This window comes from Clostridium autoethanogenum DSM 10061 (assembly GCF_001484725.1).
GTDB lineage: Bacteria > Bacillota > Clostridia > Clostridiales > Clostridiaceae > Clostridium_B > Clostridium_B ljungdahlii.
In genome coordinates, this window is sequence record NZ_CP012395.1 from 1,993,043 (window position 1) to 2,008,694 (window position 15,652).

Below are 15,652 nucleotides of genomic sequence, written 5' to 3' on the forward strand. Positions count from 1 at the left end.
AGTTTAACATTATTTTCCCTGCAGCTCCAAACAAAATTTTTCCATGTTTTTACAATCTTTGCATGGAGCTAACTCTTATAACTAAAATCATTATAAATTCCCCCTTTTTTCCTTAATCTACTAATTGTATATTTACAATAATTATTCTATGAACTCATACATCATGAAAACTATTGAAGATTTCAAATACAATCAAATTAAGTATAATATAAACTCCAACATTTTCAAAGCTTTAATTTAAGATGACTTCAATAAGAAATATTAAATTTTATCCGATGGCTACCAGCCGTAATACCCCCATCTTCTTATAAAGTGGGGGATAACGGCTGCTACGCCCCTGGATAACGATTTCTAAGCTTCAGATGGAGAAAAGAACTCCACCTGAAACCAAGAACTCTGTTTATTATTCTAATAATTTACTTAATATTTCTTCTAAATAAATAGTTTCAATCTTACAAAATAGAGACATTTTTAAAATTTATCTATAAACATCTAAAGAATGTCCATACAAAGTTTTAAGTTTAACACTTGATGAAATAACTCTTTTATAATCTTTATCAAATAAAGTTTTAAGGTTATTAGCCTCATAATCAATTGTATAATCTAAAGCGTCATTTTTTCCCATATTCTTAATACCTGCTTCCTCTAATACAGGTTTTATTAGAACTTTATATTCTTCTATAGCTTTATCAAAACTTTTTGCATTTGAATAATCTACATTTGCAAAAGTATCCATAATTTTTTGTGCATATTCCTTATTAGTGGCACGTTCTAAACTTTTTACGGCATAGTATTTACTATTTTTATCTGTAACCATGTCAATTTTGATATTTACACGTTTCAGGTCTTCAATTACAGTTGATATTTCTGGCTCTGAATCTATAACCTTTTGTATTCTTGCAGACATAGTTGAATTAAGTAACTTCTGCTGCTCTACATTTAGATTTTTTTCTGCATAAGAACTTACCTTACCTTTAGCTATTCCCATTTCTGCATAATCACTATAATCCATACCACCTAAAGTATTTACAATAGAACATGCATAATCCATAACCTTTGAAGAATCCACTAATTCTTTTAAAGTAAAATCAACTCCATTTACCTTAAACTTAGTATTTAAGTTTTCTATATTATTAGAAATACCTTTTGAAATATTTCTTTTCATCTCTCCAATAAGATCAGTTATTCCTTTTTTTATTGACTTTTCATCCTCTTTTAAACTACTACTATCACTAAAATTTTGAGCTATTTTTGCCACAAAATTATTTACATAATAATCATAATAACTTACATCTTTTCCTTGAGCTTTAGAAGCAAATACATCTAAATAATCTTTATTTAAAGTTTCACCTTTAATCTTACAATAACTAGTTACAGTAAATTCCTTTCCATCTTTGCCTGTGCACTTTTCGTAGTCTATATCTTCTGATGGTATATATAATATTTCTGATGGAGTTCTGTTTGTTTCATTAACATTTGCATTTTCAATCTTTAAGGCTTTACTTGTATCAAACTTGGCTTTTGTAATATTGCCATTTTTATCCCATAAATTTTCATTTGTATAAAGTCTGTTTTCTGTTGAATTTGATATACTACTAACATTCATAATTCAAAACCCCTTATATAATAAATAAAAATACGTTAACAATATTCTCGTAGTAAATTTTCAAAGCTTTACCAATATTGTTAGCTACCTCCTGATGTTGTTGAAAAGTATCGTTTTAAATTTAAGAGTTAGGGTACTTGTTTTATATATTTGTTATGATAGAAAGACGGTCCAGGAAATTTTAAGCAAGGCTTTTATTTTAAATGTTTTAGGGGATATAATGAAAAATGAAACTAAATTTATAGATGAGCCACTGGTAGGGTGAGATATTATGGAGAAAAAGAAAAAAATATATAAAGTTATTGATTTAGCTAGAATGTATGGTATTCATTCCAATACTATAAGGCTTTATGAAAAGCTAGGCTTTATATCTAAAGCAAAAAGAAATATAAATAACTACCGCATATTTGGAGAATTACATGTACTACAAATAAAGGTTTGTCGGTGTATTTTTGGTTATCCTTTTACAAACAAACATATAAGGAATGCCGGTAATGAAATCATGTGGTCAATAACAAAAAAACAGTGGGATGAAGCAGGACAAAATACAGATTTATATATAGGAATAATTGAACAGGAAATTAAGAAGGCTCAAAAAGCCTGTGAAATGCTAGATAATTGGACAAACTCAACTAAGAATAATGAAATTTTTTTAGAAAAGAAAATGTTGTCACGTAAAGATATTGCTGATTATCTTGGAGTCACTACTGAAACCATACGAAACTGGGAAAGGAATGGGTTAATTCTTCCAGAAAAAGTAGGTGCAAAAGGTGAAAAACTTTATTCAAGTACTGATTTAGGAAGAATGCACATTATATATATGTTATTACAGTCCGGATATAGTATGGCCTCGATCCATCGTAGTATTTCAATGTATGATAAAGGACATGCCGAGTTAGTGGCATCATCACTGGACTGTCAAGAGTATGATGAGTTTATTTCAGTTGGAGATCGCTGGCTTTATGAATTAAATAAACTACTAAAAGCAGCTCAAAAAATACCTTCAATTATTGAAGAGATGAAAAACTTATAAAAAACCTTACACTTGCACACCACCCTATATTTTCTATGTTATTTTTTTATAGAAGGATGGTGTGTTGTTTTTTCATCCTTAACTATAAAAACTGGAGGTAAAACAATGATAAGTAAGGTTTTTGAAATAATTACGAAAGAACGTGCAGTAGGAACAGCTGCAAATGATGAAATAGTAAATTTTTTAGAAAATAAGTTTAAATATATGAACTATTCAATAAAGTCGCTGCCATTTGAATGTACTGTTTGGGAAAAAGCAAAATCAACTCTTATAAGCCGCAATCACTTGTTCCAGGTTGAGCCAAGTCCTTTTTCCGAGCCTTTTAAAGGAAGTGGAAAGTTGATTATGGTTAAAACTGTGAAGGAATTAGAAGATATTGATTGTAATGATGTTATTTTAGTATTGTCAGGAAAGCTTACAGAAAGTCCTTTGCAGCCAAAAGACTATCCCTTTTATTATCCGAAAGAGCATAAATATCTTATTTCTCTACTTGAAAGAAAGAAGCCAAAGGCAATTATTGCTGTAACCGGTAAAAATCCATTAAGTGGGCAAAATCCATTTCCGCTTTTTGAAGATGGAAACTTTTTAATACCATCAACAAATATCAATGATCAAACCTTATCAAAAATTGAGGCCGCGGGGCTTTTAGGTGAGGTTGTGAATTTAACAATAGATTCCCATAAAAGGTTGTCCAAAAGTCGACAGATTGTAGCATTAAAGAAAGCTACAAAATCAATGGGAAAAATTGTTATAGGTGCTCATATGGACACAAAATATAATACACCTGGAGCTTTGGATAACGCATCAGGAGTAGCAGTGTTGCTGCAGATGGCTGAAGTATTGAAATCTACAGCATACGATATAGAGATCGTACCATTTAATAGTGAAGAATTCTATGGTGCCTGTGGTGAAATGGAATATTTAAAATTAATTGATAATGAAAAAGATAGAATTAAGCTCATGATTAATATAGATTCACCATGCCATAAGGGAGCTCAAACTGCCATTTCCTTTCACAATCTAAGTAATAATATAAGTGAAATTATAAACTGCACTATAGGTAAGAGTGAAGAAATTGTTAAAGGCAGAAAATGGTATGCCGGAGATCATGCTCCTTTTATATTTCGTGGTATACCTTGTTTAGTAGTAACATCATCAGATCTTTTTAGTGGTGGCTTAGAATACACCCATACCTCAAAAGATACGTTGGATACCATTGATTTTGACATGATTGGTCATATAGTCAGGTATATAATTGAAATTATCGCAAATCTTTCTGTTTAAGTATTTCTAAAATGAATAAATTTGAACTGCATAAATAAGCATCTTAATCTTAGAATTTTTTTGGCATATATGTTATGGTAAAATATAGTTAACTGTGTTTATATGAGGAGTTGATTAATACAATGGATGAAAGTAAAGAACTTTATCAAATAGGAAAAGTATCTAAAATATGCAATATTCCAATAAAAACACTCAGATACTATGATGAAATAAAATTGTTGATACCAAGAAAGATTGATCCAGACAGTAATTATAGATATTATTCAAATGACCAATTGGCTTTAGTGCTTGTGATCAAGCATTTTAAAGAAGCAGGTTTTTCATTAAAAGAAATAAAAGTACTTTTGGGCAGAGAAAATTTAGAATATAACACAAGAAAAATTAATGAAAAATGTATAGAGATTGATAACAAAATTAACGATTTAAAGATGCTAAAACAAAAATTGCAGTTTTTTATAAAAGAAAGCAAAAAGGAAAAGAAAAAAAATAAGGATTTTAAAATTGAGATAAAAGAAATACCAGTCTCTTATGTTGCCTATCTCAGGAGCAAAGGGCCCTGTACTATTGAAGAATTTACAGTTAGGTACTGTAAACTGATTTCATTAGTTGAAAAAAACAATTTTCATATTATAAAGAATGCTATGGCAGTGTATTATGATAACTGTATTGATTTTGAAGAAAAAGAAAAGGAAGATTATGATATAGAAGTTTGTATAGCTGTGTCTGAGGAAAGAGAAATAGATGGTCTAGTTAGAAAGTTTGGAGGTTTTAAAGCTGTTACTGCTGTCCATTATGGAAGTTATGATAGTATGATAGATACTTATAGAAAGTTGTACAAATACATTTATGAAAATAAATATGAAATTTGCGGTGAACCTGTAGATAATTATCTTGTGGACATAATGAACACAGTAGATGAAGAAAATTATGTGACTGAACTTATAGTTCCAATAAAATAATTAAAATAAGTGTTGACTCTCCCGTTACTGTATGCATTATTCTTTCAATTGTAGATATTCACACCAGAAATATATATCTTAGATAAGTCTGTTAACTTCAGTGGATGTCTATATGAAGTTTGAAAGAGGTGTATGTAAGTTGAGCGAAAAGAGTACAAAAATTAATGAAAGCTATATTGAAAATGAAAAGCTTGGCAAGCTTATTATGAAGTTTTCAATTCCCTGCGTACTTGCAATGGTGGTCAATGCTCTTTACAGTATTGTGGACCAGATTTTCATTGGTCAGGGAGTAGGCTATATTGGTAATGCAGCTACAAATATAACCTTTCCACTTGTAGTTTTAGCCTTAGGTTTTTCACTACTTTTGGGAGATGGAGCAGCTGCTTTTTACAGTATAAAATTAGGAGAAAAGAACAAAGAAGAGGGCGCTAAGGCAATAGGTAATGCAATTGTTTTGATGGTGATTTTAGGTTTGATATTTTTAGCAGTTGGATATATTTTTATGAAAAAGCTGCTGTGGAGCTTTGGGGCTACAAGCACTAACATTTCTGTAGCACTGGATTATATGAGAATAATCTTAATAGGACTTCCTTTCATGATTTTGGCAGCAGGTCTAAATTCAATAATACGTGCAGATGGCAGCCCGGAATATTCAATGCTTGCGATGATAGTAGGAGCAGTTATAAATATTGTTTTGAATCCTATACTTATATTTCATTTCAGTATGGGGGTTAAAGGTTCTGCTATAGCAACAATAATAGGACAAATTTTATCCTGCACAATTTCTCTAAGTTACCTTAAAAAGTTTAAAAACATAAAGTTTAAAAGAGAATATTTGAAGCTTGATGTAAAGGTGAGCAAGACAGTAATGCTTTTAGGAATCTCCAGTTTAATTACGCAGGCAGCAGTAACAATAATAATAATAGTAAGCAATAATATGCTTAAAATTTATGGAGCACAATCAATTTATGGCAGTGATATTCCCATATCAGCAATAGGTATTGTAATGAAAGTAAATGATCTTTTATTAGGAGTAGTAATAGGTATAGCCATAGGAGGCCAGCCAATACTTGGATACAATTACGGTGCTAAAAATTTTAAACGTGTTAAAGATACCTATTTTATGCTTATAAAAATAGCAACTGTTGTATCAATAATAGGCTTTATTATATTTCAGTTTTTTACACAGAGTATAGTAAATCTATTTGGTCAAAATAGTGCATTATATAATGAATTTGCATTAAAATCTTTTAAGATATTTTTGATGCTCTGTATGTTTATAGGTTTTGAACTTACAAGTTGTATTTTCTTCCAGGCTGTAGGTAAACCTGGAAAAGCAATGCTTCTTACACTATGTAAACAGACCTTCTTTATAGTTCCCCTTATGATAATTTTACCTAAATTTCTTGGAGTTTTAGGAGTTTTATATGCAGGACCCTGTGCAGAAATATTATCAGTTATAGTGACTATTATTCTTATTACCTCAGAACTTAAGAAATATTCGAAGTTAACTGTAAGTTGATTTTGTAAACTAAAATCAACTTTTAATCCATTGTTATCATATATTAAAACCGTATAATTACATTATGGGGTGATAATTATGAAAGAAATTAATATTGCAAAAACACTTGTTGCAAAGCGTAAGGAAAAAGCCATTACTCAAGATAAATTGGCTGAATATATAGGTGTATCCAAAGCGTCAGTTTCTAAATGGGAAACAGGTCAAAGTTACCCTGATATTACTTTTCTTCCACAGCTTGCAGCATATTTTAATATCAGTATAGATGAGCTTATAGGATATGAGCCGCAGATGACAAAGGATGATATAAAAAAACTCTATAATAAATTAGCTAGTGAATTTAGCAGCAAACCTTTTGAAGAGGTTCTAGATAAGTGTCATGAGATTATAAAAAAATACTATTCTTGTTTTCCTCTTTTAGTGCAGATGGCTGTACTTCTTACGAACCATTATATGCTGGCAAAGGGCAAGGAAGCACAGGAGTCCGTTCTTCATGAAGTAATTGATTTATGCCAGAGGATTAGAACAGAAGAGGATGATGTGTATGTAACAAATGAGGCAAACTCACTTGAAGCTGCCTGCTCTCTCATGCTACAGCATCCAGAAGAAGTTCAGGAATTACTGAATGGAACAATGAAACCTAAACCATCAGATGAAGTACTACTGGCAAGTGCATATCAGATGACAGGAAATATACAAAAGGCAAAAGAAGTTTTACAGATTGGTATATATCATCATTTAATTAACATGATGGATATATTGCCAAGTTATTTTATATTGAATCAGGATACTCCAAAGCAGTTTGAAAATATACTCCAGCGCACAATCTCCACAGCCGAGCTTTTCAATTTAAACAAACTTCATCCCGGAGTTATGCTAAAGATATATTTAACAGCAGCACAGTGCTATGCAATGCAAAATAATCAGGATAAAGCAATTGATATGATAAAAAAATATGCAGATATATGCACATCAGAGTCACTCTCATTTAAACTACACGGCGATGAGTTCTTTGACAGTATTGATAATTGGTTTGCAGAATTTGATTTAGGTAACCAGGCACCGAGAGATGAAAAGGTCATTAAAAAAATCATACTCCAAGCAATAACAGAAAATCCCGCATTTGCAGCATTTAAGGATCAGCCCAAATTTAAGAGTAGCCTTGAAGCAATAAAATCAAAATTAGGAAACCTATAAAGGGCTTATGACACTGTCATAGCTTCTAAAGTTCCTGCTTCACAGATGGGTCAATTTAATCAAATAAATATTCTTATTTAAGACAAAGAAAATCTTTGCTTCAGCTAAAATGGAACTATATTAAGTTATAGCTCCATTTTGGTTAAAATAATTTTTAACCAATTACTTCTTCAACTGTTTTAATAATAGCCTCTATGCTTGGAAATAGACTTGGAAATTTTGCCTCTTTATTTTCAACAAATATTACCCCATCTTCTTTAAGTGTTTTCACATTTCTTTGTACACTTGGTTTGCTGTACATTTTAGGATTAATATGAGTTGCAAAAATAATAGGTGCACTTGTTGACAATAGATTTGTAGTAAGAAGATTATCTGCTATTCCATTTGCTGCTTTTCCAACAGTATTGGCAGAAATTGGTGCAACAAGCATTAAGTCAGATTTAAATGACAGCGACTGATGATTCATATCATAAGCCTTTGGAAGTTCAAATTGCTCAATCTGGATAGGTGTTCCTGCCTCTCTCTGTACCATAAGCGGTGTAACAAAATTGGCTGCATTTGTCGTCATAATTACATGCACCTGTGCTCCACGCTTTTTCAATTCCTTAATTAACGTAAGCGACTGGTTTGCTGGGCTGCATGCTGTGATCCCTAAAGTTATTATTTTTCCTGATAACATATTTACTCCCCCATTTTCTTATAATTTTATTATTTCATCAATTACTTACACAATAATATAAATTCTACAAATTAACCCAAACTCCTCTACAAATGACCAAATTTATAATACTTTACTTTGTACGCAGCAAATTATTTTCTTTTAATTTATTTACATTCTTAGTATGATAATCACAAAGTCTTGAATTACATGCTACATCAATAGCAATTTTTCTTAAATTTTCATCACTCTCTATTACTTTGCTCAATGCCACATCTTTTTCATCTTTAAATGGTCTTCCTCCTTTACGATCTCGTGCTCTTGCACTTACTAATCCTTCTTTGGTTCTTTGAATTATTAAATCTCTTTCAAATTGCGATATATCAGCAAATATTGTAAAGAGAATTTTTATATTCTTTTAGAATTTCAAGTAGCTTCTAAACTGATTTTTTATCTTTATTTACTTTTTTGTATATTATCTGTGTAATATTCCATAGAATATACAAAAGAAAAAAGGATACATTAAATATGTAGTATAAGTTAATTACAACCTTAAGATAAAATTTATATTTTAAAATCAAAGAAGGTGTTTTTCTTATGAAAAGATTTTCTATTTTCAACTATAACGCTTTTATGCTTACATTATTACTTGTATGTTTGAATTGTAGCAGTATTACATATGCGAATAAATTAAATATAACTAATAACAAATTTAAAGATGAAACCGTTCAAGAATTGCCTAAAGAAGTATTTTTGACTTTTGATGATGGTCCATCTGTAAATAACACACAAAAAATATTAAAGATATTAAATGATAACAATATAAAAGCTACTTTTTTTGTAGTTGGAATAAAAGCAGAAGAAAATCCTACAGCACTTAAAGAATTAAGTAATAGTGGCATGTGCATAGGAGTTCATACCTATTCTCATAATTATAAAAAAATATATAAAAATTTAGATGCTTATGCTAATGACTATGAAATGTGTAGAAATATAATAAAAAAAATAACAAGTAAAGATCCCGTAAACTATACCCGATTACCAGGTGGTTCGACTAACCTAATAATTAGTAAAACAAACTTATCCTTAATAAAAAAAGCCTTAAATAATAAAGGAATAAAATATGTAGATTGGAATGTTTGTTCAGGTGATGCAGATAGTCATGAAGTACCTGTTGGGAAAATAAAAAGAAACGTTGAAAATCAATGTAAAAATAAAAAAATTGCAGTAATACTTATGCATGATACTTACTACAAACATTTTACAGTAGAATCACTACCTGAAATAATAAAATACTTAAAAGACCAAGGGTTTAATTTTAGAACGTTTGAAAATTTAACGGAAGCAGAGGAAAAAGAACTGATGAAACTTGAAATAATAAATAAGAAGTAATATCTAAAACATAACTACCATAAATACTATTTATAACTTATCTTAATACTTTGATTAGTGGAACGATTTTGGAATTAAGATACAATTATAAAAATGATTTTAAGTTTACATTTCTTATATTATGATTAGATTTAAAATCATTTTTACATTTGTATATTAATTAGTATCCTTTTTCTTAAACAATTCCTTAAAATCTTCCGTTGCATATCTAAAAATATCAAGCAACCATTTCCCAAAAGTATTAATAGGCTGTTTTTTTCTAAGATAAATTTTCATTATTAATAAGATAATTAGTAACGAAAATCCTAAAATTATAAAAGCAACCGCAAGTGGATTCTCTTCATACATTGAATTTGCAAAAAGTTGTGTAGCTGCAAGATACCTTGTAATATAAGTGTTAGCTGGTGATGGAAGTTCAACCCTAGTAGCACTCTTACTATTATCGATTTTTTCTATTATATAATGATAATAGTTATTTTTTGTTAATAACTCTGCTCCTGCGCCACCAGTAATTATATAACGTACACCTTTTCTAGTATAATCAAAATAACTATGTATGTGTAATTACAAAAATACGCTTACCTTGTGCTTTTTTCAAATCCTTTTGAAGCCATACATATTGCTCATCTGAAATTGCTCTTTTTTGAGCCCATCCTGGAACTGAATTTAAAAATGTAAAATGGCTGTCTGCAAAATCAAAGGAATAATAAGACGGACCATACAGCATAGTATAAGTATTATATCCATTACCGCGAATGTCATGATTACCTAGTGTCATACATAGGGTAGTTGATATTTTTGATGCCATCTTGTCAAAAAGTCGATATTGATTAGGTTTTCCACTAAATACAAGGTCACCATTATCTATTACAAATACAGGTTCTTCTCCATTAACTTGCTGAATAATTTTCTGAAAAGTATCATATCCATTACGATTATCACCTAAAATAATATATTGATATTTATTCACATTATTGGGCGTGTTTTTTTTAACTGGTTCAATTTTTATAGTTTTACCATGACTAACAGGAATATTAAGCTGCAAAGTATTAACGGTAACCTTTGACATATGTAGCTTACTATCTTCAATACTCTTCGCATAAAAATCGGGATTAACATTTTCAATAAAGATTGAAACATTAGCTGATTTTGTTCCTTGTATTTTTAATGTTGGAAGTGGAGATAATGCTCTAATAACAAGACTTTTTACATTGTTTTCCCCATTTTTAATCCCTTTAACAAATCCACCATAAACAGTAACTTGTGTATTTTGTATACTATATGTCGAAGAAGAATCATCATAATTGAACTTAAGCGGTATACTAACAAAGTCGCTGCTAATTTTGTAAGCATCTTTAGCATTATAAATAAATGCACCAGCACCTACTATAAGACATACACACAAGATAATTAGTATTAAATTAATAAATTTTTTTATTTTCATAGAGATACCTCTTAATTTTATAAACTATGTATTAATAAAATTGTATTAGAATATGCTCATGTACTTAGATTTCCTAACACTCATAGAAATTATACTTATAAGTCAAAACAAATAAATTTGTAAATCATAATAATATTAAGTTTTAGAAATTATAAAAATACTAATATAATTAGAGTTACAACACTTCCATATTGTTTTAAAATTACAAGCATAAAAATACCATAGAATTTGAAATTGAATAATATGGTATTTCAATAGATTATTTGATTTCTACAGTTTAGTTATAAAACAAGACTACCAAGGGTAGTACCTGTAACAATTAGATAAATAACAGCAGTTATTAGACTTTAACCAATAATTGAGAAAGGAATTGACTTTTGTGGATTCTTTATTGTATTGGACATGATTGCCATACGCTGAAAGTCATCAAAGCACCGGAAGAAAAGCCTTGCGTCAGTCACAATACCAGTTATTCCCGAACCGAAAACATGTGAAAGGTTAGTTACATCAACATTTGACACAGAAATACCTACATATAATACTAGTAAAACTAAATTTATAAAAAATATTTCGATTATTACTTTTGGAGTTGATGTTATCCCGAAGAAATTCACTGCAGCAACAATGAGCAGGATAATACTTGCCACTACTTTGTTTACTATCATTCTTAGGCACAGTTTTATAGTATAAAATAAGAAGGTCTCAGCAAATAAAATTTGCTGAGACCTTTTATAATTCAATATACTATGCCAACCTGAACTGTATACCAAACCCTCCCCTTGGGAAGTTCCAATCAATATTATCATGAGAACAAGCTATACGACATGCCCCACATTCAAGACAACCTTCATAACCAACAGTAACATGTCCATCCTTACATTCATAAACACGAGCAGGGCAAATGAAAGTACAGGTCTTTTCATTACATGTCTCACATATCTTTTGATTCTTTATAGCTAAGTGGGAAAGAGTGTCTACATTATAAGTATTTAAATACAGCTTATCATCAATATTTACTTTTAATTTTGTATCTTCCATTATTTCATCGCCCTCCATATTTTAAATCCATCCATACCCATACTTAATATAGATTTTCCACCAGCCATATGTTTAATAGCTAACTTTTGCTTGTCTCTCTTTGATACTCCATCTACAGTAAACATTTCACTCATCACCTTGTTAGCTGCTGGTATATAATGATTAAAGAACTTCGGATTTTCTTCCATAGTTGTAGATGCATTCTTATATTTTTTTAGATCTTTCATAACATAACTTTCTTTAAGCAGCTCCTGATAATGTGAAAGTGTTTGTTCATTGAATTTGCCTAGTTTCTTAGCCTGTATAATAGTCTCAGCAGCAAAACGTCCAGAGGTCATTCCTAGATTTGATCCTTCTCTATGAATACCATTAACAAGCTGTGCTGCATCCCCAATTACAAGTACTCCATCCCCTACTAATTTAGGTATACTATTATACCCTCCTTCTGGAATTAAGTGTGCATAATATTCACTTGCTTCACCTCCTGCAATTAAAGGCTTAATAACAGGATGCTGCTTGATATACTCTAATAATTCATAAGGTTTAACATTTCTTTCACTCATCTGTGAAAGCAAAGCTCCGCAGCCAATAGATATATGTTCGTTATTAGTATAGATAAAGGCTGTACCTACCATACCTAAGGTTCCATCACCAAACATTTCTACAGTTGCTCCCATACCTTTGTCTAAGTTAAATCTATCTTCGATTTTATCTGAAGGCAGTTTTAATTCCTCCATAACTGCAAGGGCTACCTGATCCTTACGCCATTCTTTATGGAAGCCAAGGTTTTTAGCTAGCAATGAATTAACTCCATCTGCAAGAACAACCACATCAGCATAAATATCTCCATCTGGTCTATCTGTTCTAACTCCAACAACTTTATTGTTTTCTACAATACATTCCTTTACAACAGTCTCGTTGACAATCAATGCACCAGCTTCTATACACTTTTTTGAAAGCCACTGATCAAACTTACCTCTAAAAACTGTAAAGTTGTTATAAGGGGGCTTTGACCACTCCATTCCTCTATAACCGGTTTTAGCTGCGGATTCTTTACCTAGTAACCAAAAGTTTTGTTCTACAATAGGACGTTCAAGAGGTGCTTCCTTCCAAAACTCTGGTATAATCTCGTCCATCATGTGGCGGTATAATACACCACCCATAACATTTTTTGAGCCAGGGTATTTACCTTTTTCAATAACAATAACTTTAAGACCTTCTTTTGCCATTACATATGTTGCTGCAAGCCCGGAAACCCCAGCCCCTACAACAATAACATCAAATTTTTCAGCCACTCTTTAAACCTCCTTCGCAATCGTACACAAACCTTTATTATTTATCTTCGAAACTTCTGTAATTTCTTCTTTAAAACTACTAATTAATTTAGGTAATACTTCAAAAACATCTCCCTCTATTCCATAAGTAGCCAACTTCATCATTTCACATTCAGAATCTGTATTTATACAAACTATTGTTTCAGCTCCTTGCATTCCAACGGTATGCTGTATTGCACCAGAAATTCCTATAGCAAAGTATAGTTTTGGGGATACTGTTTGTCCTGTCTGACCAACTTGACGTTTATGATCTACTAAACCTTTCTCAACAGCGCCGCGACTTCCTGCAACTACACCTCCAACAACCTTTGCTAACTCCTCTAGCAACTTAAATCCTTCCTGATTCTGCACACCACGTCCACCACAAACTATAATTTTAGCATCTTCAAGTTTTGCATTTTCTGCCTGTTCCTTAATAATCTCAAGTACCCAAGTCTTAAGACATTTTTCTTCAATTTTAAAATTCTCTCTAATTATAGCGCCTGTTTTATTTACTTCAGGTTCTGGCATCATCATAACTCTTGGACGCACAGTAGCCATTTGAGGACGGTGTTTCTCACATACTATTGTTGCCATTATATTTCCTCCAAAGGCTGGACGGCTAGCAAGCAATACTCTTTTTTCTAAGTCAATATCTAGTCCGGTACAGTCTGCTGTAAGTCCAGTTTTCAATGCAGTTGCAACGGCACCAGCTAAATCTCTTCCCGTAGTTGTTGCTCCCATTAATAATATTTCTGGTTTATACTTATTTATTAAATAGCAGAAAGCTCTATTATAAGTCTCTGCTCTATAAAAATGAAATACTTCATCATCTATAACATATATGGTATCTGCACCATATCCAAAAAGCTCAGGTATTATAGATTCAACTTTATCACCTAATAAAACTGTACATACCTTTACCTCTAATTTTGAAGCAAGCTTTCTTGCAGCACCAATAAGTTCAAGAGTAACAGAAGATAGCTTACCTTCTAATTGTTCTGCAAAGACCCATACATCTCCAGTAGGTTTTTCTGACTTTGAAGCTTTGCTACCTTCCTTAGTCTCATTCTTCGAGATATCATTGGCTTTCTTGTTGACACCTGAAATATTTAACGCAGAAACTGGACACACCGATACACACTTTCCACATTCAGTACATTTTTCTTTACTAGCCACTAATTTACCTTCTCCATTAATCCCCAATGCATCGAAGGGGCAAATTGGGATACATGATTCACATCCAATACAAGAATCTGTAATTATAACTGCCATCTAACTATTCCTCCTTTCAAGCTATCTGTAAGTTGTTTTACCACCTCATCAATGTTGCCTTTTAGTAACTCCCCACCGGACCTTTGAGGTGGTGGAAATATACGTCGAACTGAAGTTGGAGATCCTTTAAGCCCTAATTGACTCATATCTGCTTCAAAATCATTAATTCCCCAAACTGTTGCTTTATAACGTGCTGCTCTAATAATATTTGATAGTGGAGAAAAACTTAAATCATTTATATCTTTTTCTACTGTGATTAAGCATGGAAGTTTTGATTCAACAACTTCATAGCCATTATCAATTTTTCTGTGTATTATCACAGTATTATTTTTTAAATTTAAAGACTTTATTTTTTCCACATAGGTTAATTGCGGTATTCCAAGTCTAGATGCAATACCTGGTCCAACCTGAGCTGTATCTCCATCTATAGCTTGCTTTCCACAAAACACTAAATCAATAGCCTCTTTCTCCATTATTTTTTTTATTCCCATTGAAAGTATATAACTTGTAGCTAGAGTATCAGAACCAGCAAATGCTCTATCTGAGAGAAGATACCCTTCATCAGCTCCCATTTCAATACACTTTTTAATAACTTCCTCTGCTTGTGGCGGCCCCATTGATATAATAGAAACCTTACCTCCAAACTTATTTTTAATTTTCACAGCTTCTTCTACTGCATGTGCATCATAAGGATTAATAATTGTAGGTGCGCTTGATCTATCTAAAGTATTTGTTTTTGGATCCATTTTAATTTCTGTAGTATCCGGTACTTGTTTCACACAAACTAAAATATGCAACTAAACAACAACTCCTTCAATTTTTATTTAAAATTATTATTTACAATCATTTTTCATTATTTGTGCTCTATTATATAAGTCTCATATGAAGAAAAAATGAAGATTAAATAATTTAAAAAATTTATTTAAAACAAGTT

15 protein-coding genes and 1 pseudogene are annotated in these 15,652 nt (G+C 31.1%); 6 read left to right on the forward strand and 10 right to left on the reverse strand.

Going from position 1 to position 15,652, the window contains the following annotated elements:
• Positions 1–478 precede the first annotated feature (478 nt).
• A complete protein-coding gene (locus tag CLAU_RS08930; protein ID WP_013240597.1) occupies positions 479–1,606 on the reverse strand; it encodes a hypothetical protein in 1,128 nt (375 codons plus the stop codon).
• 271 nt (positions 1,607–1,877) lie between these two features.
• Here CLAU_RS08930 and CLAU_RS08935 point away from each other — a divergent pair, with 271 nt between their 5' ends.
• From CLAU_RS08935 to CLAU_RS08955, 5 genes are all read left to right on the forward strand, one after another.
• Positions 1,878–2,639, forward strand: a complete 762-nt coding sequence (locus tag CLAU_RS08935; protein ID WP_013240598.1) for a MerR family transcriptional regulator — start codon at positions 1,878–1,880, stop codon at positions 2,637–2,639.
• Between the two features lie 105 nt (positions 2,640–2,744).
• Positions 2,745–3,923 carry a M28 family metallopeptidase gene (locus CLAU_RS08940; RefSeq protein ID WP_013240599.1) on the forward strand — a complete coding sequence of 393 codons (1,179 nt, stop codon included), beginning with the start codon at positions 2,745–2,747 and terminating at the stop codon, positions 3,921–3,923.
• A gap of 122 nt (positions 3,924–4,045) precedes the next feature.
• On the forward strand, positions 4,046–4,882 hold the full coding sequence (locus CLAU_RS08945; protein ID WP_013240600.1) for a MerR family transcriptional regulator: 837 nt from the start codon (positions 4,046–4,048) through the stop codon (positions 4,880–4,882).
• Between the two features lie 112 nt (positions 4,883–4,994).
• The gene (locus CLAU_RS08950; RefSeq protein ID WP_013240601.1) at positions 4,995–6,404 is read left to right on the forward strand and encodes an MATE family efflux transporter; all 1,410 of its coding nucleotides are present in this window, start codon (positions 4,995–4,997) and stop codon (positions 6,402–6,404) included.
• Positions 6,405–6,482: 78 nt separating this feature from the next.
• Positions 6,483–7,598: a helix-turn-helix domain-containing protein gene (locus CLAU_RS08955; RefSeq protein WP_013240602.1), complete on the forward strand. Its 1,116-nt coding sequence runs from the start codon at positions 6,483–6,485 to the stop codon at positions 7,596–7,598.
• 154 nt (positions 7,599–7,752) lie between these two features.
• On the opposite strand, the gene CLAU_RS08960 is transcribed toward CLAU_RS08955, so the two are convergent.
• The 3 genes and pseudogenes from CLAU_RS08960 to CLAU_RS21155 all read right to left on the reverse strand — a co-directional run.
• The gene (locus CLAU_RS08960; protein ID WP_013240603.1) at positions 7,753–8,277 is read right to left on the reverse strand and encodes a flavoprotein; all 525 of its coding nucleotides are present in this window, start codon (positions 8,275–8,277) and stop codon (positions 7,753–7,755) included.
• A 112-nt stretch (positions 8,278–8,389) separates the two neighbouring features.
• A complete protein-coding gene (locus CLAU_RS21150; RefSeq protein ID WP_013240604.1) occupies positions 8,390–8,530 on the reverse strand; it encodes a hypothetical protein in 141 nt (46 codons plus the stop codon).
• A gap of 11 nt (positions 8,531–8,541) precedes the next feature.
• Positions 8,542–8,665, reverse strand: a pseudogene (locus tag CLAU_RS21155) (recombinase family protein); the annotation flags it as partial.
• 188 nt (positions 8,666–8,853) lie between these two features.
• On the opposite strand from CLAU_RS21155, the gene CLAU_RS08965 reads away from it, so the two are divergent.
• The gene (locus tag CLAU_RS08965) at positions 8,854–9,648 is read left to right on the forward strand and encodes a polysaccharide deacetylase family protein (RefSeq protein WP_013240605.1); all 795 of its coding nucleotides are present in this window, start codon (positions 8,854–8,856) and stop codon (positions 9,646–9,648) included.
• A 550-nt stretch (positions 9,649–10,198) separates the two neighbouring features.
• Here CLAU_RS08965 and CLAU_RS08975 read toward each other — a convergent pair.
• From CLAU_RS08975 to CLAU_RS09000, 6 genes are all read right to left on the reverse strand, one after another.
• Complete coding sequence (locus tag CLAU_RS08975) at positions 10,199–11,092, reverse strand: metallophosphoesterase family protein (protein WP_013240607.1); 894 nt, start codon at positions 11,090–11,092, stop codon at positions 10,199–10,201.
• A 347-nt stretch (positions 11,093–11,439) separates the two neighbouring features.
• Positions 11,440–11,832 (reverse strand): APC family permease, encoded by a 393-nt coding sequence (locus CLAU_RS08980; protein ID WP_029170060.1) that lies wholly within the window; start codon positions 11,830–11,832, stop codon positions 11,440–11,442.
• A gap of 4 nt (positions 11,833–11,836) precedes the next feature.
• Positions 11,837–12,130 carry a ferredoxin family protein gene (locus tag CLAU_RS08985; RefSeq protein WP_013240609.1) on the reverse strand — a complete coding sequence of 98 codons (294 nt, stop codon included), beginning with the start codon at positions 12,128–12,130 and terminating at the stop codon, positions 11,837–11,839.
• Entirely contained in the window at positions 12,130–13,425 is a 1,296-nt protein-coding gene (locus CLAU_RS08990) for an FAD-dependent oxidoreductase (RefSeq protein WP_013240610.1), read from the reverse strand. The genes CLAU_RS08985 and CLAU_RS08990 overlap by 1 nt, the downstream gene beginning before the upstream one ends.
• Before the next feature lie 3 nt (positions 13,426–13,428).
• Positions 13,429–14,718 (reverse strand): FAD-binding protein, encoded by a 1,290-nt coding sequence (locus CLAU_RS08995; protein WP_013240611.1) that lies wholly within the window; start codon positions 14,716–14,718, stop codon positions 13,429–13,431.
• Positions 14,706–15,515, reverse strand: a complete 810-nt coding sequence (locus CLAU_RS09000) for an electron transfer flavoprotein subunit beta/FixA family protein (protein ID WP_013240612.1) — start codon at positions 15,513–15,515, stop codon at positions 14,706–14,708. Before CLAU_RS09000 ends, CLAU_RS08995 begins: the two co-directional genes overlap by 13 nt.
• Between the last annotated feature and the right edge of the window lie 137 nt (positions 15,516–15,652).